18 protein-coding genes are annotated in these 19,813 nt (G+C 73.3%); 9 read left to right on the top strand and 9 right to left on the bottom strand.

From position 1 onward, the window contains the following. Window positions 1-178: 178 nt before the first annotated feature. Complete coding sequence (locus ACFXB5_RS16685; RefSeq protein ID WP_385208021.1) at window positions 179-1,372, bottom strand: cytochrome P450; 1,194 nt, start codon at window positions 1,370-1,372, stop codon at window positions 179-181. A gap of 123 nt (window positions 1,373-1,495) precedes the next feature. Between ACFXB5_RS16685 and ACFXB5_RS16680 the strand changes: the two genes are divergently transcribed. Together ACFXB5_RS16680 and ACFXB5_RS16675 are read left to right on the top strand one after the other, a co-directional pair. Then, a complete protein-coding gene (locus tag ACFXB5_RS16680) occupies window positions 1,496-2,176 on the top strand; it encodes a TetR/AcrR family transcriptional regulator (RefSeq protein WP_201855786.1) in 681 nt (226 codons plus the stop codon). A 141-nt stretch (window positions 2,177-2,317) separates the two neighbouring features. Continuing rightward, a complete protein-coding gene (locus ACFXB5_RS16675) occupies window positions 2,318-3,745 on the top strand; it encodes an MFS transporter (protein ID WP_385208017.1) in 1,428 nt (475 codons plus the stop codon). 52 nt (window positions 3,746-3,797) lie between these two features. Here the strand turns inward: ACFXB5_RS16675 and ACFXB5_RS16670 are convergent, their stop codons facing one another. The 3 genes from ACFXB5_RS16670 to ACFXB5_RS16660 all read right to left on the bottom strand — a co-directional run bounded on the left by ACFXB5_RS16670 (window position 3,798) and on the right by ACFXB5_RS16660 (window position 7,469). Then, the gene (locus ACFXB5_RS16670; protein ID WP_385208014.1) at window positions 3,798-5,876 is read right to left on the bottom strand and encodes a helix-turn-helix domain-containing protein; all 2,079 of its coding nucleotides are present in this window, start codon (window positions 5,874-5,876) and stop codon (window positions 3,798-3,800) included. Window positions 5,877-6,127: 251 nt separating this feature from the next. After that, window positions 6,128-6,934, bottom strand: a complete 807-nt coding sequence (locus tag ACFXB5_RS16665) for a 3-hydroxybutyrate dehydrogenase (protein WP_385208011.1) — start codon at window positions 6,932-6,934, stop codon at window positions 6,128-6,130. A gap of 55 nt (window positions 6,935-6,989) precedes the next feature. After that, window positions 6,990-7,469, bottom strand: a complete 480-nt coding sequence (locus ACFXB5_RS16660) for an NUDIX domain-containing protein (RefSeq protein WP_044579208.1) — start codon at window positions 7,467-7,469, stop codon at window positions 6,990-6,992. A 203-nt stretch (window positions 7,470-7,672) separates the two neighbouring features. On the opposite strand from ACFXB5_RS16660, the gene ACFXB5_RS16655 reads away from it, so the two are divergent. Beyond that, the gene (locus ACFXB5_RS16655; RefSeq protein ID WP_385208008.1) at window positions 7,673-8,698 is read left to right on the top strand and encodes an O-antigen ligase family protein; all 1,026 of its coding nucleotides are present in this window, start codon (window positions 7,673-7,675) and stop codon (window positions 8,696-8,698) included. 59 nt (window positions 8,699-8,757) lie between these two features. Here the strand turns inward: ACFXB5_RS16655 and ACFXB5_RS16650 are convergent, their stop codons facing one another. Both ACFXB5_RS16650 and ACFXB5_RS16645 read right to left on the bottom strand, forming a co-directional pair. Further along, on the bottom strand, window positions 8,758-9,315 hold the full coding sequence (locus ACFXB5_RS16650; RefSeq protein ID WP_385208006.1) for a hypothetical protein: 558 nt from the start codon (window positions 9,313-9,315) through the stop codon (window positions 8,758-8,760). Between the two features lie 98 nt (window positions 9,316-9,413). Beyond that, window positions 9,414-10,208 (bottom strand): glutamate racemase, encoded by a 795-nt coding sequence (locus ACFXB5_RS16645; RefSeq protein WP_385208003.1) that lies wholly within the window; start codon window positions 10,206-10,208, stop codon window positions 9,414-9,416. An 80-nt stretch (window positions 10,209-10,288) separates the two neighbouring features. On the opposite strand from ACFXB5_RS16645, the gene ACFXB5_RS16640 reads away from it, so the two are divergent. After that, complete coding sequence (locus tag ACFXB5_RS16640; RefSeq protein WP_385208060.1) at window positions 10,289-11,578, top strand: glycosyltransferase; 1,290 nt, start codon at window positions 10,289-10,291, stop codon at window positions 11,576-11,578. 25 nt (window positions 11,579-11,603) lie between these two features. On the opposite strand, the gene ACFXB5_RS16635 is transcribed toward ACFXB5_RS16640, so the two are convergent. After that, complete coding sequence (locus ACFXB5_RS16635) at window positions 11,604-12,989, bottom strand: TerD family protein (protein WP_385208057.1); 1,386 nt, start codon at window positions 12,987-12,989, stop codon at window positions 11,604-11,606. Window positions 12,990-13,223: 234 nt separating this feature from the next. Between ACFXB5_RS16635 and ACFXB5_RS16630 the strand changes: the two genes are divergently transcribed. After that, the gene (locus ACFXB5_RS16630) at window positions 13,224-13,727 is read left to right on the top strand and encodes a DUF6643 family protein (protein ID WP_385208000.1); all 504 of its coding nucleotides are present in this window, start codon (window positions 13,224-13,226) and stop codon (window positions 13,725-13,727) included. A gap of 382 nt (window positions 13,728-14,109) precedes the next feature. Here ACFXB5_RS16630 and ACFXB5_RS16625 read toward each other — a convergent pair whose 3' ends face one another. Both ACFXB5_RS16625 and ACFXB5_RS16620 read right to left on the bottom strand, forming a co-directional pair. Beyond that, window positions 14,110-14,802, bottom strand: a complete 693-nt coding sequence (locus ACFXB5_RS16625; protein WP_020873494.1) for a response regulator transcription factor — start codon at window positions 14,800-14,802, stop codon at window positions 14,110-14,112. Window positions 14,803-14,924: 122 nt separating this feature from the next. Further along, entirely contained in the window at window positions 14,925-15,374 is a 450-nt protein-coding gene (locus ACFXB5_RS16620) for a Crp/Fnr family transcriptional regulator (RefSeq protein WP_385207997.1), read from the bottom strand. Window positions 15,375-15,634: 260 nt separating this feature from the next. Here ACFXB5_RS16620 and ACFXB5_RS16615 point away from each other — a divergent pair, with 260 nt between their 5' ends. From ACFXB5_RS16615 to ACFXB5_RS16600, 4 genes are all read left to right on the top strand, one after another. Then, window positions 15,635-16,060, top strand: coding sequence for an ATP-binding protein (locus tag ACFXB5_RS16615; protein WP_051573807.1), 426 nt, complete (start codon window positions 15,635-15,637; stop codon window positions 16,058-16,060). A gap of 61 nt (window positions 16,061-16,121) precedes the next feature. Then, on the top strand, window positions 16,122-17,189 hold the full coding sequence (locus ACFXB5_RS16610) for a universal stress protein (protein WP_385207994.1): 1,068 nt from the start codon (window positions 16,122-16,124) through the stop codon (window positions 17,187-17,189). Window positions 17,190-17,305: 116 nt separating this feature from the next. Beyond that, a complete protein-coding gene (locus ACFXB5_RS16605; RefSeq protein WP_385207991.1) occupies window positions 17,306-19,063 on the top strand; it encodes a GAF domain-containing protein in 1,758 nt (585 codons plus the stop codon). An 81-nt stretch (window positions 19,064-19,144) separates the two neighbouring features. Further along, window positions 19,145-19,747 (top strand): hypothetical protein, encoded by a 603-nt coding sequence (locus ACFXB5_RS16600; RefSeq protein ID WP_385207989.1) that lies wholly within the window; start codon window positions 19,145-19,147, stop codon window positions 19,745-19,747. Window positions 19,748-19,813 lie beyond the last annotated feature (66 nt).

Below are 19,813 nucleotides of genomic sequence, written 5' to 3'. Positions count from 1 at the left end.
GCCCCGCTCCGCCCCGCCGGCGGGCGCGGCGGGGTGTGAGGCCGCGCCGGTGCCTCCCTCAGCCCCAATCTGAGGGGGGCGGGGGGGGGGGGGGGCCACCGCGGTCCGTCGAGTGTTCCTGACCGGTGAGGTTCGTGGGGCGTGCCGGGCCGCGGCGGCGCTCGCCGGGGCCGGGGGCTCAGGCGTCCGGAGCCGGGGTGAAACGTACCGGCAGTCGCCGCAGCCCGCGCAGCATCAGGCTGGGCCGCCAGGCGAGCTCGGCCGGATCGGCGTCCAGGGCCAGCTCGGGGCAGCGCTCCAGCAGGGCCCGGAAGGCGATGGCCCCTTCGAGCCTGGCCAGCGGGGCGCCCAGGCAGTGGTGGACGCCGTGTCCGAAGGCGAGATGGCCGCGCGGTGCGCGCCGGATGTCGAAGCGGTCCGGCTCGGCGAAGCGCCGGGGGTCGCGCGACCCGGCGGCCAGGACGACCCCCACCGGCTCCCCGGCCGGAATGGACGTGCCCGCGATCTCCACCGGCTCCCTGGTGAAGCGGAACGCGGCGCTCTCCACCGGGCCGTCGTAGCGCAGCATCTCCTCGATCGCGCCGTCCAGCAGCGACCAGTCGGCGCGCAGCGCGGCCAGCTGCTCGGGGTGGCGGAGCAGGGCGAGGGTGCCGCTGGAGATCAGGTTGGCGGAGGTCTCGTAGCCCGCGACCAGCAGCACGAACGTCATGCCGAGCATCTCCTCGTCGGAGAGCGCGTCACCGCCCCCGTCCATGGTGCGGACCAGGGCGCTGAGCAGATCGTCGCCGGGGCCGCGGCGCTTGGCCTCGATGAGCTCCGCGAAGTAGCCCGTCAGGGCCTGGGCGGCGGCACCGGCTGCCTCCGGGCGGGTCAGGTCGGTGCTCTCGAGATACCAGTCGTGGAACGCCTTGCGATCCGTCTCCGGCACCCCCAGCAGCTCGCAGATGACGGCCAGGGGCAGCGGCAGCGCGTAGTCCTCGACGAGATCGGCCCGGCCCAGCGGGGCCATCGCGTCCAGCAGTTCGTCCGCGATCTGCCGGACGCGGGGACGCAGGGCCTCGATCCGGGCCGGGGTGAAGGCGCGGGCCACCAGCCCCCGCAGCCGGGTGTGGTGCGGCGGGTCGGTCTGCACCATGTTCCGCCCGATGGCATTGCCGCCGTCGTCCTGCCACGCGGCCGAGTGACGGACGTCATTGCTCAGCCGGGGATCGGTCAGCGCGGCGCGGGCCTCCTCATGGCCGACGACGAGCCAGAACTCACCGGAGGTGTCGGTGCGCACCCGGTGGACCGGGCCCCGCTCCCGCAGACGTGCGTAGACCGGATACGGGTTGACGACGAAATCCGCGCCGAGCGCGGACAGATCCTGGGGCATGTGATCCCCTCAGTCGGTCGGCGGCTTCCCCCGAAGCCAGAACCGGGGATCGTTCCCCGCTCTGGCGATGATCTTAACACCTAACCGGAGAGATTCCCCCGGTTAGTGTTAGGGTTGCGGGCCATGGGCAGCCGTGTGGAGAAAGAGACACCGTTGCGCCGAGACGCACGGCGCAACCGCGAGATGCTGATAGCTGCCGCCCGGGAGATCTACACGGATCAGGGTGTGGACGCCCCGCTCGACGACATCGCCCGTCGGGCCGGAGTCGGCAGCGCCACCCTTTACCGGCGCTTCGCCGGCCGGGCGGAACTCATCGAGGCGGTATTCGGCGATTCCCTTCGGGACATTCTGCGGGCCGCCGAGGAGGCCCGCTCCGCGACCGACGCCTGGGCCGGGCTCACAGCCTACCTGGAGCGCATCTTCGGGCTCCTCGCCGCCGACCGGGGCACCAACGACCTGATGACCACCGGCATCCAGGGCGTCCCCTCGCTCGACGCGCTCCGTGAGGAGAACCACAAGACGCTCGACGACCTTCTGGGCCGCGCCCAGAAGCAGGGCAAAGTCCGGCCGGACGCCACCGCGGAGGACCTGCAGTTCATGCTGGCCGCGCTCGGCCGCGCGGTCCCCGGCTCGACCGTGGCCGCGCCGCAGGCGTGGCGCCGCTATCTGGCCCTGCTGCTCGACGGGCTGCGCCCCGAGGGGTCCCATCCGCTCCCGGCCCCGTCGCTCACCCCGGACCAGCTCAACGCCGCCATGCTCCAGCTCGGCAAGGTACGGCGACCGCGCACGGGCCGCGCCGACTAGGGGGTCGCCTCCGGGGCGGGGTGTGTCACCACAGCGGCCGGGTGAAGTATGTCGCCCGCCTACATATCCGAGCCGAACTGCGCATTTCTACGGTGTGGCAACACAGAACCGTCCCCGCACCCCGCTCGGAAGTGGTGACCCATGCCCACCCCGGATTCCCCGGCCTCCGCTCCCCCGACCCCACCCGGCTCACTGCGCCGTATCGTCGCCGCGAGCCTGATCGGCACCACCATCGAGTGGTACGACTTCTTCCTCTACGGCTCGGCCGCCGCGCTCGTCTTCAACAAGCTCTTCTTCCCGGACTCCGACCCGCTCGTCGGCACGCTGCTGTCGTTCCTGACCTACGCGGTCGGCTTCGCCGCCCGGCCGGTCGGTGCCCTGGTGTTCGGCCACTACGGCGACCGGCTCGGCCGTAAGAAGCTGCTGATCCTGAGTCTGCTGATGATGGGCGGCGCAACCTGCGCCATCGGGCTGCTGCCCACCCACGCCACGGTCGGCTCGGCGGCGCCCGTACTGCTCACCGCGCTGCGTCTGCTCCAGGGGTTCGCGCTGGGCGGCGAATGGGGCGGGGCGGTGCTGCTGGTGTCGGAGCACGGGGACCCGCGGCGGCGCGGGTTCTGGGCGTCCTGGCCGCAGACCGGCGCCCCCGCGGGGCAGCTGCTGGCCACCGGGGTGCTCTCCGCGCTGACGGCCACGCTCTCCGACGACGCCTTCGAGTCATGGGGCTGGCGGGTGCCGTTCCTGCTCTCGGGGGTGCTGGTACTGGTCGGCTTGTGGATTCGTCTCTCTGTCGATGAATCGCCGGTCTTCAAGGCCGCGCTGGCCCGGGCCGAGGCCCGTAAGGCGGCCGCGGGCGGGGAGGAGGACGCCACCGAGAAGATGCCGCTGGTGGCGGTCCTGCGCGACCACTGGCGGGATGTGCTGATCGCCATGGGCGCGCGGATGGCCGAGAACATCAGCTACTACGTCATCACCGCCTTCGTCCTCGTCTACGCGACCTCCGACGACGTGGGCCTCGGCAAACAGACCGCGCTCAACGCCGTACTGATCGCCTCGGCCGTGCACTTCGCGGTCATCCCGGCCTGGGGCGCGCTGTCGGACCGGGTCGGGCGCCGCCCGGTGTACCTCCTGGGCGCGGTGGGCGTGGGCGCGTGGGCCTTCCCGTTCTTCCTCCTCATCGACACCAAGGGCTTCCCGGCCCTGGTGCTCGCCGTGACGGTCGGGCTGGTCTTCCACGGGGCGATGTACGCGCCCCAGGCGGCCTTCTTCTCCGAGATGTTCGCGACCCGGATGCGGTATTCGGGGGCGTCGATCGGTGCGCAGTTCTCGTCCGTCGCGGCCGGTGCGCCCGCCCCGCTCATCGCCACCGCACTGCTGGCCGACTACCACAGCGCCACGCCGATCGCCCTCTATGTGATCGCGGCCGCCCTGCTCACCCTGGTGGCCGTGGGCGTCGCCAAGGAGACCCGGGACCGCGATCTGGCCGCCGTCGAACCGACCTCGGCCCCCTCCCCCGGGTCGGCGACGGAGGCGGCGAAGCGCACGGCCCGTTCGGCCTCGCCCCAGTAGCCACGGCCGAGGCTCAGCAGCCCACGGCCGAGGCAGCAGCCCATGGCCGAGGTCAGGCGGAGCAGCCGCCCATGGCCGAGGTCAGGCGGTGCAGCCGCAGGGCGAGCTGGATCTCCAGGGAGCGGGCGGGCGACTGCCAGTCGGGGCCGAGCAGCCGCCCGACCCGCTCCAGCCGCTGCGCCACCGTGTTGACGTGCACGTGGAGGGCGTCCTTCGTACGGGCCGGGCTCATCCCGCCGGCGAAGTACGCGTCGAGCGTGCGGATCAGCTCGGTGCCGCGCCGCTCGTCGTAGTCGATGACGGCGCCCACGGTGCGGTGCACGAAGTCCTGGACGCCGGTGCCGTCCGGGGCACCCTCGCGAGTCCCGGCCAGCAGCAGACCGAGGAAGCCGAAGTCCTCGGCGGCGGCTCCCTGTCCGGCCCGACCCAGCACCCGAAGGGCGGCCAGACAGCGCCGCGCCTCGACGTAGCCCGCGGCGACCTCCCCGGGCCGTGCGGCGGGCGCGGGAACGGGCGCGGAGGCGCCCACGGTGACCACGGCGTGCGCGGCGGTGCCCAGCTGCCGGGCGGTGCGGCGGGCGAGGGCGTCGGCGGTGTCGCCGTCAGCGAGCGGCAGCAGCAGGACGGTGCCGCCGTCGCGGGGGGCGGCCAGACCGTGCCGGGTGGCCGCCAGATGGGACGCGGCGGCCCACAGCCGCCGACGGCCCGCGGCGTCCTCGGCGGGCGCGCCGCCGGACGTGCTGGACGTGCTTCCGGGCCCGCTTCCGTGTGTGGTGCCGTGCGTGGCGTCGTGTGCGTTGCCGGTGCCGGTGCCGGTGCCGGTGCCGGTGGCGTGTGTGTTGCCGGTGCCGGTGGTGGGTGTGCCCATGCCCGGGGCCTCGATGCCCGCCGCGAGCACCACATGGGGCGTGTCCAGGTCCGCCTGGAGCCGCGCGGCGCGCTCGCGCAGCAGCCGGGGCTCGCGGTCGGGTGCGTCGAGGAGGTCGTCCAGGAGCTCGCCGCGCACCCGCTGTTCGGCCTCGCCCGCGGAGCGGCGGGCGAGCTGCAGCAGCGAGGTGACCATCGCCGCGCGCTCCAGGGTGCGCTGGTCCACGGGGTCGAGCCGGGGGTGGCCGCGCAGCACGAGCGCGCCGAGCAGTTCGCCGCCCGCCGAGACCGCGGCGACCCAGTCCTCCTCGCCGTCGCGCACCGCGTGGCCGTCGGCCCGGGACCGGTCGACGGCCGCCGCGGGCGCCTCGTCGGCCTCGAGGAACTCCACGGAGCCGCTGAGCACCTCGGCCACGGCGTCGGCCACGGCGTGCACCCCGCCACCGCGGAGCACCAGCTCGGTGAGCCGGTCGTGGACGTCTGAGGCGCGCTCGATGACCCGGCTGCGGTCCCGGATGATCTCGTTGGCGGCCTCCAGCTCGGCGAGCGTCGTACGGGTCTCGGCGAGGAGATGGGCGGTGTCGATGGCCACCGCCGCGTGGGCGGCGAACGAGCCGACCAGCGCGATCTGCTCGCGTTCGAACACCCGGGCCCGGCGGTCGGCCGCGAACAGCACCCCGATGACACCGCTGCCGAGCAGCAGCGGCACCCCGAGGATGGCGACGAGCCCCTCGTCCCTGACGCCCGCGTCGATGGTGTGAGTGTGCTGGAAGCGAGGATCGTGAAAGTAGCTCTCGGTCACGTAAGGGCGGGCGGTCTGGGCCACCAGACCGCCCAGCCCCTCCCCCATGCCGAGCCGCAGCTGCTGGAACCGGGCCGAGACCGAACCGTCGGTGACCCTCATATAGGTGTCACCGGCCGTCGGGTCGTTGAGCGTCAGATAGGCCACCTCGGTGCCCAGCAGGGAGCGGGCGCGCTGCACGATGGCCTGGAGCACCGCGTCCAGGTCGCGCAGCCCCGCCAGGTCGTGGGCGGTCTCGAAGAGCGCGGACAGCTCGGCCTCGCGGCGCCGTCGCCCCTCCAGCTCACCGCGCACCCGCAGGGCGAGCAGCTTGGCGGCCTCCAGGGCCGCCAGCCGGTCGGCCGGGGCCTTGTCGGCGCGGGCGCGCAGCACCGGGCGCTCGTACGCCTCGGCGGGCGCGCCGCGTGCGAGTAGTTCCAGGTAGGGGTTCTCCGGCCGGTCGTCGGGCATGGGCACAGGCATACTCCCGCCGGGCGCGGCGGCGCCAGCCGTAAGGCGGCCCGGTGTCTTGTCGACGGGGCGGCCGGGCAATAGGCGATCCGGTGGCTGAGCCAATGAGCCACCGTCCGGTGATGGCTCAGCCAATCGCCCACCGTCCGCCAGTGGCTCAGCCAATCCGGCACCATCCACCAGTGGCTCGGCCAATCCGCTTTCATGGTCCAGTGGCTGAGCCAATCGGCCATCGAACGCCGGTGACCGATCCGATGGGCCGCTCAGTGGGCGGTCCATCCGCCGTCCATGCTGAGCGAGGCCCCGGTGATGAAGGACGTGTGCGGGCCGCTGAGGTACGCGACGGCCTCGGCGACCTCCTCGGGCTCGACCAGCCGCTTGACCGCCGCGTCGGCCAGCATCACCTCGGAGACCACCCGCTCCGGGGAGATCCCGTGGGCCTCGGCCTGGTCGGCGATCTGCCGCTCGACGAGCGGGGTGCGCACATAGCCGGGGTTGACACAGTTGGAGGTCACCCCGTGCTCCGCGCCCTCCAGGGCGGCGACCTTGGAGAGCCCTTCCAGACCGTGTTTGGCGGCCACATAGGCCGACTTGTACGGGGAGGCGCGCAGCCCGTGCACCGAGGAGATGTTCACGATCCGGCCCCAGCCCTGGGCGTACATGTGCGGCAGCGCGCCGCGCACCAGCCGGAAGGGGGCCTCGAGCATCACGGTGAGCACCCGGGAGAAGACCTCGGGCGGAAAGTCCTCGATGGGCCGGACGAGTTGGAGCCCGGCGTTGTTGACCAGGATGTCGGTGCCCGCGGCGGCCCGCTCGGCGGCGTCGAGGTCGGTGAGGTCCAGGCGGTGGGCCTCGACCGGGCCGGGCAGTCCGGAGGCCGCGGCGACCAGGTCGGTGAGGCCCTCGGCGTCCAGGTCGACGGCCCGCACCCGCGCCCCGGCGGCGGCCAGCCGCAGTGTGCAGGCCCGGCCGATGCCCCCGGCGGCGCCCGTGACGAGTGCGGTACGGCCGGAGAGATCGAGGCCGCCGGACGGCCGTGGGTCCGGGCCTGGTGTGGTGGACGCGCTCATGAGGGGCACATTAGGCAGCCGTCGGGCCCGGACCGATGTGGGGGCGGCACATACTTCACTCCCCGACGATGGGCTCGAACCATGTCGGGCCGTCCTCGATCGCCTGCTTGATCCGGGACAGGGAGAAGTCCTCCATCTCGGGCAGCGCGTCGAGCGGGAACCAGCCGACGTCCAGCGACTCGTCGTCGTTCACCCGCGCCTCGCCGCCGACCGCGCGGCAGCGGAAGCAGACGTCCACGAACTGGCACTTGTCGTCGTTGGGGTAGGTCACCGGCGCCAGGGTCCGTACGAGCACGATGCGTTCGGGGACACAGCGCACCGCGGTCTCCTCCTCGACCTCGCGGACCACCGCCGTGGCCGGCTGCTCACCGGGTTCGGGGATGCCGCAGATGATGGTCCAGCGGCCGTTGTCGGCCCGGCGGCCCAGCAGCACCCGGTCCTGGTCGTCGAAGACCACGGCGCTCACGCCCGGCAGATAGAGCAGTTCATGACCGATGGAGGCCCTGAGGTCACGGATGAAGTCGGGGGTCGGCATGGGCCGAGGGTATCGGGCGGAAACGGGGGCGCGCGCGGCGGCCGTACGGCGCCCTCCACGGCGGGCGTTTCACCACCGACTCATCGTTTCTGCGCACCATATACACATTCCTTACGACAAGCGCTACGGTTTCGGGTGTCATGGCTCGCGCGACGGCCGTAAGGGCGTCGGCGCGGTGCCCGTCACGACGGGGGGTCGGCGGGATGACGTCATCAGTGGTGGAGCCTGTCGTGCAGGACCACGGCCGACCGGCCGACGGCTGCGCGAACGCGTCCGATATCGCGGGGGTTCTGATCCTGGCCGGTTGCGCCGTATGGGCGCTGATCGCGGCCATGGGGCGGCCGGCCCGCCCCGAGGGAGTCCTGCTGGCGGTGTTGGCGGTGGCCGCCGGGTACGCCTGCGGCCGGATCGCCGGATCGCTGCTGCCGGTCGCCGGGGCGGCGGCCGCCGGGCTCGCGGGGTTCGGCCTGGCCTGTACCTCGCCGTACGGGCTCAGCGGCCATGAGGGGCCGGGCGCGGCCCAGCTCACCCTGGCCACGGGCGCGGTCTGCTGCGCGGCCTGGGCCGCCCCGCGGGTCCTCCGCCCGGCGCTGGGGCTACCGGCCGCGGCGATCACGCTCACGGCCGTGGTGGGCGGCTCGACGGTCGGCTGGGTGGCGAGCGGCGCCGTCCTGGTGTGCTCGCTCATCGCCGCCCGGCCGCGGCGGCGGCTGCCGACGCTCGCCGCGTGCGCGCTGATCGCGGCGGTCGCGGTCGGCGGCACCTGGGCGGTGGCCAAGGGCTCGGTCCCGGGCGGGCTGCCGTCCGCCCTGCGCGCCCATCTGACCGAGCACCGGATCCGGCTGTGGCAGGACGCCGCCCGTATCGAGGGGACGGATCCGCTGCGCGGCGCGGGCCCGGACCGCTTCGGCGAGCTGAGCCCCGCGGTGGCCCAGCCGCTGGGCCCGGAAGCCAAGCCGCATTCGGCGCCGCTGCAGCAGGCGGCCGGTCAGGGGCTGCCGGGGGTGGCCCTGCTGGGCGCGGCCTTCGGCTGGATGCTCCACGCCCTGTGGCGCTCCCCGCGCCCCACTCCCGTGGTCCTTACGGCGGCCGCGACCCTCACGGCCCTGGCCGTCGAGTCCTGTCTGGGCAACGCCCTCAGCTTCTCCCAGATCACCGCGGGAGCGGGCCTCCTCGCCGGACTGGCGACCGCCCGCCGCCTGGACGACGGCCCGGGAGTGGTGCCATGAGCGAGCGCCGGCGCCCCCGGAAGGGAACGCATCCCCCGAAAGAGGGGAACGGGGATCGGCTAGACCTGGGAGGTGCGGGCCGCGATCAGCCGCAGCCGGTCGCGGATGGCCCGGACCGCCGCCTCCGCGTCGTCCACCGTGACCGTGAAGACGCGGCCGTCCCCGAGGCGGACCACCACGCCCTCGCCCCGGCGCACCACCACGGCGGTGCCCTTCTCGGGGCGCCAGCGGTAGCCCCAGCCGCCCCACTGGCAGGGGGTGACCTTACGGACCACATCGGCGTCGACCACGTCGCTGAGCGGAATGCGGCGCCGTGGGAGCCCCATATGGCCGCAGCGGATCTCGAGCACCTCGTCGTCGACCCGTACCGCCACATGGACGAAGGCGAGGGTGCCGAAGAGCATCAGCAGTCCGGCGGCGACGCAGCCGATGACGGCCATCAGGAGCGGGGCGATGCCCGAGCCCCAGGGCGAGTCGACGGCGAGGTCGACACCGAGCGCCAGGCACGCGGCGCCCGCCACGGCCAGCAGCCACTGCACGCGATTGTGGGCGCGTCCGATCCAGACCGCGGGCGGCTGCCCGTGGGCGCTCGGCTCTCCGTGGTCGTGGTGCCTCATGGTTGGCAGCGTACTCACCTTCCGGCACCACGGCAGCGGGGCGGGTGAATCCGCTGGTGAGGAGCGTTTCGGTCAGCTCACCGCAGGAGGCACCGCTGTCAAGCGCGCGTCGGGGCGACGGGGGCCAGCAGCACGCCTTCGGCGTAGGTCAGGGCGACCTCCGGCAGGGTGGCCTCGTCTCCGCTGAGGATGACGGTCAGACCACCCGGGGGGACCGGGCCGTCCGGCGGGAAGGGGTCGGCGCCGATCCGGCGCAGGGCCTGGGCGGCGACGGCCCCGGCCGAGCCGTGGAGGACGATCGGCGGCGCGTCAGGCCGCTGTACGGCGGTCCGGATGCGGTCGGCGACGAGTTCGTAATGGGTGCAGCCCAGGACGACGGTCGTGACATCGCGCGGGGTGCGGGCCGCCGCGGCGGCCACCGCGGCGTCGATCCCCTCGTCGTCGGCGTGCTGCACCGCGTCCGCGAGCCCCGGGCACGGCACCTCGGTCACCTCGACGCCGTCCGCGAAGTCACGGATCAGTCCGCGCTGGTACGGGCTGCCGGTGGTGGCCGGGGTGGCCCAGATCGCGATCGGCCCTCCCCCGGCCGCCGCGGGCTTGATGGCTGGCACGGTGCCGACGATCGGCAGCCCGGGCTCCAGCTCGGCGCGCAGCGCGGGCAGGGAGTGGACGGAGGCGGTGTTGCAGGCGACGATCAGCGCGTCGGGGCGGTGTGCGGCGGCGGCCCGGGCGCAGCCCAGGGCCAGCTCGGTGACGTTCTCGGGGGTGCGCGGGCCCCACGGCATGGTCGCGGGGTCGGAGGAGAGGACGAGATCGGCGTCCGGTCGCAGTCGGCGCATCGCGGCGGCGGTGGGCAACAGTCCGATTCCGGAGTCCATAAGCGCGATCTTCACCCGGTCACTTTAATGGATCGGTCCGGTGCGCCCGGCGGCCGGGCACACCTTCGGGCAGACTTCGGCGGGTGAGCGCGCTGATGTGGATCGCCGCCGGTTCGTTGGCCGCATGGCTGTGGCTGCTGCTTGGCCAGGGCTTCTTCTGGCGTACGGACGTACGGCTGCCCCGGACCGGCCCGGACGGCTCGGGGCCGCCGGAGCCGGACGGGTTCGGGCCACCGGAACCCGCGGTGTGGCCCTCGGTGGCCGTCGTGGTGCCCGCCCGGGACGAGTCCGCCGTGCTTCCCGCCAGTCTGCCCTCGCTGCTCGCCCAGGACTACCCGGGGCCGGCGGAGATCTTCCTGATCGACGACGGCAGCTCGGACGGCACCGGAAAGCTGGCCCGTGAACTGGCCGACGAACACGGCGGGCTGCCGCTGACCGTCGATTCCCCCGGCGAGCCGGGCCCCGGCTGGACCGGCAAGCTGTGGGCGGTGCGGCACGGCATGGCGCTCGCCACGACCCGCCTCGCCGCGGACCGTGCGGACCGTAGGGACACGGACGGTGCGGACCGTAAGGGCGAGGACGGCCGGGACGCGGACCGTAAGGACGACGGCGGCGTGGACTACCTGCTGCTGACGGACGCCGATATCGCCCATGAGCCGGACTCCCTGCGGGAGTTGGTGCGCGCGGCCGAGGCGAACGGGCTGGATCTGGTCTCCCAGATGGCGCGGCTGCGCGTGGTGACCTACTGGGAGCGGCTGATCGTGCCCGCCTTTGTCTACTTCTTCGCGCAGCTGTACCCCTTTCGGTGGGTCAACCGGCCCCGGGGGCGCACCGCGGCGGCCGCGGGCGGCTGTGTGCTGCTGCGCCGGGAGGCGGCCGAACGGGCCGGGGTCCCGGAGGCGATCCGGCAGGCGGTCATCGACGACGTGGCGCTGTCCCGCGCGGTGAAACGGTCCGGCGGACGGATCTGGCTGGGGCTGGCCGACCGGGTCGACAGCGTGCGGCCGTATCCGCGGCTGGGCGAGCTGTGGCGGATGGTCTCGCGCAGCGCGTACACCCAGCTGCGCCACAACCCGCTGGTGTTGCTGATGACGGTCGCGGGGCTGGCGGTGGTGTATCTCGTGCCGCCCGCGGCCGTGGTCGCCGGGGTGCTGACGGGGCGTCCCGGGCCGTCAGCGCTGGGCGCCGCCGCCTGGGCGCTGATGGCGGGCAGCTACATCCCGATGCTGCGCTACTACCGGCAGACGCTGTGGCTGGCGCCGCTGCTGCCCCTGACGGCCCTTCTCTATCTGCTGATGACCGTGGACTCGGCGGTGCGGCACCACCTGGGGCAGGGCGCGGCCTGGAAGGGGCGCACCTACGCCCGCCCCAGCGCCGCGCCCTGACGGCCGCGCCCCGTACACCGTGGTTTTACTTGCGGCCGGGGGTCCAGTTCATGCCCCAGTTGTAGGCGTGGTCGAGGGTGCGCTGCGGGCTGGTGCCGCGCTGCGGCACCAGATAGCGGGCCTCGCGCTGCACGACGAGCTCGCCGCCGGTGTTGGTGATGAGCGCGAGCGCGCAGACCGGGGACGGGACGGTGCACTCGTCGAGCGAGAAGTCGATCGGGGCGCCGAACTGCGGCTGCAGGGTGACCGTGGCGTGGAGGTTGGCGAAACTGCGGGCGCCCTCGTAGATGGTCACGAAGATCAGGATCCGGCGGAACAGCTTCTGGTGGTCGAGGTTGATGGTGAGGTTCTCACCGGCCGCCCGGGCGCCGGTCCGGTCGTCGGCGTCCAGGTGGATGAAGGGCGGCTGGTGCAGCGAGCCGAAGGAGTTGCCGAGCGCCTGGACCACGCCCTTGCTGCCGTCGGCGAGTTCGAACAGCGCCCCCAGGTCGAGATCGAGGTCGTTGTGCATGGCCATGGCCCGGCCCAGCTTGGAGGCCCACCCCGAGAACTGCTTGTGGACCTGCCAGTTGAGGTTGACCCGCATGGTGCCTGAGGTGCCGCCCTGCTTGGTGAGCGAGACGGAGGGCGCCTCCTTCGTCAGGGTGACCTTGCTGAGGCTCACCGGCGCCGCGGCGGGCGTGGGGGCCGGGGCGGCCGGTGCGGTGGGCGGGGGCGGCGGCAGGGGCGTGGAGACGGCCGTGGGCGTCGGAGGCGGGTACGCCCCGGCCGGCGGGCCGGACGGCGGCGCGGGGGCCGCGTACGGGTTCTGCGTCGCGTACGGGTTCTGCCCGGGGTTCGGCGGGGCGGCGGGGGCCGGAGCCGGGGCGGCGGGCTGAGCCGGCGCCTGCTGCGGCTCGTCGACCGAGATGCCGAAGTCCGTGGCGAGCCCCGCAAGACCGCTCTGGTACCCCTGGCCCACCGCGCGGAACTTCCAGGCGCCCTGCCTGCGGTACAGCTCGCCGAGGACGAAGGCGGTCTCGACCGTGGCGTCCTCGCTGTCGAAGCGGGCGATCTCCGCACCGCCCGCCGCGTTCAGCACCCGGATGTTCAGACCGGGGATCTGGCCGAACGTTCCGCCATCGGCCGAGGCCGCGAGGACCACGGTGTCGACGGCGGGCTCGACCCGGGCGAGGTCCACCGAAAGGGTGTCGGTCACGGTGTCACCCGCGGTCCGCTTCCCCTCGTGGCGCACCGCGCCGGAGGAGTGCGCCGCCTGGTTGTAGAACACGAAGTCCCCGTCGGACCTGACCTTTCCGGACACCAGCAGCAGCGCCGAGGCGTCCACGTCCGGTGCCCCCGGTCCGGCGCGCCAGCCGAGCTCGATCCGCACCGCTTCAGCCGGTACTGGCGTGTTACCGCCCTTGCGCATCGCCATTTCCGTCCCCCTGCCTTTCTGTTCGTTCAGATCGGGCCGCTCGGCCGCACAGCGCGGACGACGGGTGGCTACCCGCTGAAAACGCGCTCTTTACACGATCTCAACGTACCCTGACGACCGATTTTCCCGGGTTCGCTCGGATTGGGGATCCACGGCCACTCCGAACACTGAAAACAACCCTCCTACCGGACTCCCCAATCAGCACATGGTGGGCTTAACTTATGGTCTATGACCTCCCCCCGCAGCACTTACGGTGGCGGCTACTACTCCTCGCCGTCCTTCCCGGACACCCCCATCTACGACAGTCTTGTCGCCGAGCGGGGGACACCGCAGATCGCGCCCATCAGGGTGCCGTCGGCCTATGACACCGGAAGTCATCTTCCGGCGCTGCCCTCGGCGCTCCCCGCGCTGCCGGCCGCCCCCTCCCCGCAGCCCATGCACCAGGGGTACCAGCAGCACGCGCCGCAGCCCACCGGCCTGCAGCAGGCGCACTCGCCCTACATCCCGCCGCAGCCGACGGGACCGCGGGGCTACCCGGGCGCCCAGCAGCCGCAGACGCAGCGCCCCGCGCCGGCCTCGCCGATGGGGTACGAGGCGATGCGCCCGGCCATGACGCGTCCGGTCGCGCCTCGCCCGGCCGCGCCCGCGCCCGCGCCTTCTCCGTACGACGACCCTTACGGGCGTCAGCAGTACCCGGGCGGCCGGGCACCGCAGCCGGGAGGCGGCTACTGACACACGTCGGGAGGTGATGCGACCGGGCGTGCCCGGTCGTGGGAAGGTCCGGGCCGGATGGGGTATCCCCGTCCGGCCCCTGATTCGTTGTGAGGGCCGTCCGCGCCCGATTTATGAGGGCCGTTCGGCCCCTCCCCGGCGGCGGGGCGCACCGCGATGCTGGACCGAGCAGTTCCGCGAGCCATCTCCACCACCGGGGGTGGGCAGCCGGGCTCTCACTCCACTGCGGTGATGAGCATGTCGACCGGTCCCGCCCCGTTCGGCGTGGGGCGCGGGGCCGGAAGGGGACCGGTCTCGCGCTCCACGCGAAACGCACGCGGCCACCGTGGCGGCCACCGTAAGGGCGTCATCCGGATGCCCGCACCGGGCGTCGTCCACGGGCTCACTGACCCGCTTCGCGCTCCTTGATCCGCTCGGCGATCACCGCGGCCTGGATCCGTCGGCCCACGCCCAGCTTGGACAGGATCGAGGAGATGCGGTTCTTGACGGTCTTCTCGGCCAGGAACAGCCGCTCGGCGATCTGCCGGTTGGTCAGTCCGTCGCCGATGAGCTGGAGGATCTCCCGCTCCCGCGGGGACAGCTTCTCCAGTTCCACGGGCCCGCTGGGCGCGGGGCCGCGCAGCCGGGCCATCACCCGGGAGGTGGCGCCGGGGTCGAGCATGGAGCGGCCCTCGGCCACGGTGCGTACCGCCGACACCAGGTCGGACCCGTTGATCTGCTTGAGCACATAGCCCGCGGCCCCGGCCATGATGGCGTCGAACAGCGCCTCGTCGTCGTCGAAGGACGTCAGCATCAGACAGGCGAGGTCGGGGAGCCGGGCCCGCAACTCCCGGCAGACCTCGATCCCTTCGTGGTCCCCGCCCTCGCCCGAGGAGCCGAGCCGTACGTCGAGCACCGCGACGTGTGGCCGTACGGCGGGGGCGCGGGCGATCGCCTCACGGGCGTTGGCCGCCTCGCCGACCACCTTCAGATCGGATTCGGCGTCGAGCAGATCACGTAGTCCGCGCCGCACCACCTCGTGGTCGTCGAGCAGAAAGACCCCGATGGGGCCGTCGGGGTCGGCTGTCTGGGGCACGGCCTCTCCTCCATGGCGCGCGGGTCGCCGGTCGCGATCCGGCTGCCCAGCTTTACGTTCTGGCGCGGGGAAGCGTAAGGGGCCATTCGGCCCTCGGGCCGCCCGCTACACCTCCGGCCCGGTCATGGCGAGATTCCGCCCGCGTAGGGCCCGTACAGATCCAGCAACCGGGTGCGGGCGCTCTGCAGCCGGCGCCCGATCACCTGGGCGCAGGCCAGCGCGAGGGCATAGCCGAGCTCCGGGTCCTCGTCGCACAGCCGGCGCACCACCTCGGCGTTGAATTCGTGCGCCCGCACCGGGCTGAGCGCCTCCGCGCCCAGGTGCCAGGTGTCCGGCGGGAAGAGCCAGGACCAGCCGATGAGCTCTCCGGGGCCGAGGGTCTCGATCACGGCGGCCCGCCGCCCCGGGACATGCAGATCGAGGGTGACCGCGCCGGTGCGGATGATCCAGAAACGGTCGGCCTTACGGCCTTCCTCGAAGATGCGGCCGCCCGAGGGGAAGGACACATCGTGGGCGAGCGCCATCAGCCGCTCACGGTGTTCGGTCTTCAGCGCGCTCAGCAGTCCCATCATGACCTCACTCTGCCGTCTCCTCTCCCCCCTCGCCCCTCGGCGGTCACTGTGCGTACGGCCTGTGCGCACGAGAGGCAGTCGATCCAAACCGATACACCGTCGATCGGCTATCGCTTCACCCTTACCCATTTCCGGTCACGTTTCCGATATGACACGTCATTCGTGGTCGTCGTGCCCGATGAGACCCCGCTCCCCGTACCCTCGGCTGCTTCACCGACCCTGTGTTGTCGCTCGTACTCGTCACCAAACGGGAGGCACTGGTGCTAGCCGACCCTCGTCGTCGGTCCGCCGATCGAGCCGGAGAACACCTGCTCCACCGTCATTTCACCGCCGACGAGCTGCCCCGGCTGCGGGTGCAGGTCGAGGAGTGCGCGGCCTGGGCCGGGCTCAGCGAGACCCGTCGCGGGGACTTCGTGCTGGCCGTGGACGAGATCGCCAACAACGCCATCGAGCACGCGGGCGGCACCGGATCCCTGCTGCTGCGGCGGATCGGCGACGAGCTGGAGTGCCGGATCAGCGACTCCGGGCCCGGCTTCTCCGAGGACGTCATCCCGCGGATCCTGCCAGGGCTGGACGGCGCGACGAGCGGCCGCGGACTGTGGCTGACCCAGCTGGTCACCGACCGGCTGGTGATCAGCGCGGGGGCGGTGGGCGCCGTGGTGACGCTGGCCATGCGGCTGCGCTGAGTGAGCCGCCGGACTCCCTCGGCGACCGCTTCGGCGAGACAATGGGAAGGGACATTCCCAGGTGCCGGCAGGAGAGGCGGTGGGCACGGTGGAGCTTCCCGTGGTGGTCGGGGTCGACGGTTCGGACGCCGCCTCGGACGCACTGGACTGGGCGGCCGAGATGGCCGGGCGCCGCGGGCTGCCGCTGCGCGTCGTCCACGCCTCGCTGTGGGAGCGGTACGAGGGCTACATCCCCGGAACGGCCGCCGACCGCCCCGCCGAGCGGCTCCACAGCGAGGCGGTGCTGGCCACGGCGGCCGAGCGGGCCGGGCGGCGGGTGCCGGCCCTGAAGGTGATGACCGACCTGGCGGCGGACGACGCGGTGACCGCCCTGCTGCGCGCCGGGAAGAGCGCCGAGGCGCTGGTGGTCGGCTCGCGCGGCCGCGGCGAGTTCGCCTCGCTGCTGCTCGGCTCGGTCGGACTGGGCATCGCGGCCCGCGCCCAGTGCCCGGTGGTCGTGGTGCGCGGCCGCCCGGAGAACGTGCGCGGCGCGATGAACCGGGTGGTGGTGGGGATCGCCGAGCGTGAGCGCCCGGGCGAGCAGGAGCCCGCGCCGCCCTCCGCCGCCGTCGCGTTCGCCCTCCGCGAGGCGCGGCTGCGCGGCGGTGAGCTGGAGGCCGTGCACGCCTGGCGCTGCGCGGGCCCGGAGGACCACACGAGGCCCGGGGAGCACGCGAGGCCCGGGAACCACGGCGGGCGTGGGAATCACGGTGGGCGCGGGAATCACGGTGGGCGCGGGAATCACGGTGGGCGCGAGGAGCAGGGGGCGCGTGAGGCACGGGGAACACGTGAGACGCACAGGACACGTGAGACGCAAAGCGCGCGTGAGGCGCACGAGTGGCGCGCCGCCGAGCTCCTGGACGAGACGCTGGGCGGCGCCACGGCGGCCGGGCTGCCGCCGGTGCCAGTGGCCCACCGCCCGGTCGAGGGCCCGGCGCGCAAGGCGCTGCTGGACGCCTCCGCGCACGCGGATCTGCTGGTGGTGGGGGCCAGGCGGCGGCAGGGGCACTTCGGCATGCAACTGGGCCTTGTCAACCACGCCGTGCTGCATCACGCCAAGTGCCCGGTCGCCGTGGTGCCGGTTTCCTAGGCACCGGTCCCCCAGCGGCCTCCCGACCCTGGCCGAGTTCCTTCCATCCCCGCCACCACCGGCCCCCGCCCCGGCTACCCTGCTGGTGAGAGGGTCATGGGGGGGATGGAGGCCAGGTGTCGGGCAGTGTGGATCAGGGGCGCCATCCGGCCCTTCCCCAACTCCGGCTCGACCAGCTCCTCGACGAGCTCCAGGCGCGGCTGGACGCGGCCCGGTCCACCCAGGACCGGATGCACAGCCTCCTGGAGGCCGTGCTCAGCGTGGGCCGCGAGCTGGACCTGGAGCAGGTGCTGCGCCGGATCGTGGAGTCCGCGGTGGTGCTGGCCGACGCGGAGTACGGCGCGCTGGGCGTGGTCGACCGGCATCGGCTCTCGCAGTTCCTGCCGGTGGGCATGTCCGAGGAACAGGCGCACCGCATCGGCCCGTTACCCAGTGGCCATGGGCTGCTCGGCGAGCTGATCCGCCACCCCCAGCCGCTGCGGCTCACCGATCTGTCGGAGCATCCGGCCAGCTACGGCTTCCCCGAGCACCATCCGCCGATGCGCTCGTTCCTGGGCGTGCCGATCCGGGTCCGTGACGAGGTCTTCGGGAACCTCTACCTGACCGAGAAGCGCGGCGGCGCCCAGTTCGACGCCGATGACGAAGCGGTGCTGACCACTTTGTCGGTCGCCGCCGGGGTGGCCATCGACAACGCCCGGCTGTACCACGAGAGCCGGCGCCGCGAGCAGTGGCTGGAAGCGCTCGGCGTCATCACCCGTACGCTGCTGGCGGGCACCTCGGCGGGTGAGGTGCTGAGTCTGATCGCCCGGCTCGCCCTCCAGGTGGCGCTCGCCGACTCGGCGGCGATCCTGCTGCCGGCCACCGGCGCGGACTCGCTGATGGTCGAGGTGGCCGAGGGGCATGACGCCGAGCTCATCGGCGGGCTCGTGGTGCCGTCCGACGGCTCGCTGGCCGGGCTCGCGGCCCGCACCGGGCGCCCCGCGGTCGCCTCGGACGTACGGGTGGACTCGCGGGCCCGGTCCTGGCCGCTGCCGGCTCCGGAGAGCGAGTTCGGCCCGGTGGTGGCCGTACCGCTGGTCGCGGGCGAGCGGGCCTCCGGTGCGCTGCGGCTGTGCCGGCTGGCCGGGCGGCAGCCGTTCGACGACCATGAGGTGGAGCTGCTCTCGGGGTTCGCGGCGCAGGCGGCCCTGGCCCTGGAACTGGCCCGGCACCGCGCCGAGTCCGAGCACATGGCCCTGCTCCAGGACCGGGACCGGATCGCCCGGGACCTTCACGATCTGGCCATTCAGCGGCTCTTCGCGACCGGGCTCACCCTGCAGAGCGCGGGCCGGCTGATCGAGCGCCCGGAGGCGGCGGAACGGGTGGGGCGGGCCGTCGACGACCTGGACGAGACCATCAAGATCATCCGCTCCACGATCTTCGCCCTGCGCACGGTCGGGGACGACGGCGGCGAACCCGCCACGCTGCGGCGCCGGCTGGTCAACGCCGTTCGCTCGGCCTCGGACACCCTGGGCTTCGCCCCGTCGCTGCTGATGGACGGCCCGGTGGACACCGATGTGCCGGACGAGACCGGCGACCATGTGCTGGCGGTGCTGGCCGAGGCGCTCAGCAACACCGTGCGGCACGCCCATGCCCAGCGGGTGGAGGTCCGGCTGACCGTCGGCGCCGACATCACCCTGGAGGTCACGGACAACGGGCTGGGCACCGGGGGCGCCGCCCCCAGCGGAGGACTGATCAATATGCGGTCCCGGGCCGAACTCCTGGGCGGCACTTTGGACATCGAGGCGCCCGAGGCGGGCGGCACCCGGCTGATCTGGTGTGTCCCCCTGCACCGCCGACGGCCCGCCGGAACGGCGAAAGGGCTGGCCCCGTGATATTGCTCTCTCTCCACCGAATAACGCGCATATCCGGCCTGCCATGCGGTACTCACGAATGGGGAAGGGGGTATGTGATCCATGCGAATGATCTGGGGGCTGTGGCGCTGGCGGCGCAACCCGTTGCGCCGTAAGACCGATGTGATGGAGGCGTGCGCGGCGCTGATCGCCGCGGTGCTCATCCTGCTCGTCGCCCCCGCCGTCGGCTGGACGTCGGGGTCCCTGGCACACGGGGCGCTGGTGAAGGCCGCGCAGAAGCAGCGCGCCGAGCGTCATCTGCTCTCGGCCACCGTGGTGAAGGTGCTGCCGCATCCGCCCATCGACTCCGATCCCGAGACCGCTTCCGCGAGAGACGCCCATCGCCGCGTCCTCGCCCGCTGGACGGGGCCGGACGGCAGCAGACACGAGGGCACGCTGGGTGCTCACCCCGGCGCGGATCCCGGTGAGCGGTTCCGGATCTGGACCGATGACCACGGCCGCCCGATGGGCCGCCCGCTGGACACCGCGACGGCCGCCACCCACGCCGTGCTGGCCGGGATCGGCGCGGCCGGGGTGACGGTGGTCCTGGTGGACGGCGCCCGGCGGCTGGTCGTATGGCGGCTCATGCGCCGGCGCTACACACAGTGGGGCATCGCCTGGGAGCGGGCCGGTCAGGACTGGGGACGGGCGGACGCCGACAGCTGACCGGTGCGAGCGGGCAACGCCCGGCCGGGAGTTGTCATACGAACACACAACTCCTCCCGTGCTCCA

The organism is Streptomyces sp. NPDC059455, assembly GCF_042750115.1.
Classification (GTDB): Bacteria; Actinomycetota; Actinomycetes; order Streptomycetales; family Streptomycetaceae; genus Streptomyces; species Streptomyces endocoffeicus.
The sequence above is the reverse complement of the archived record's forward strand: the minus strand, read 5'-3'. Positions and strand labels throughout refer to the sequence as shown.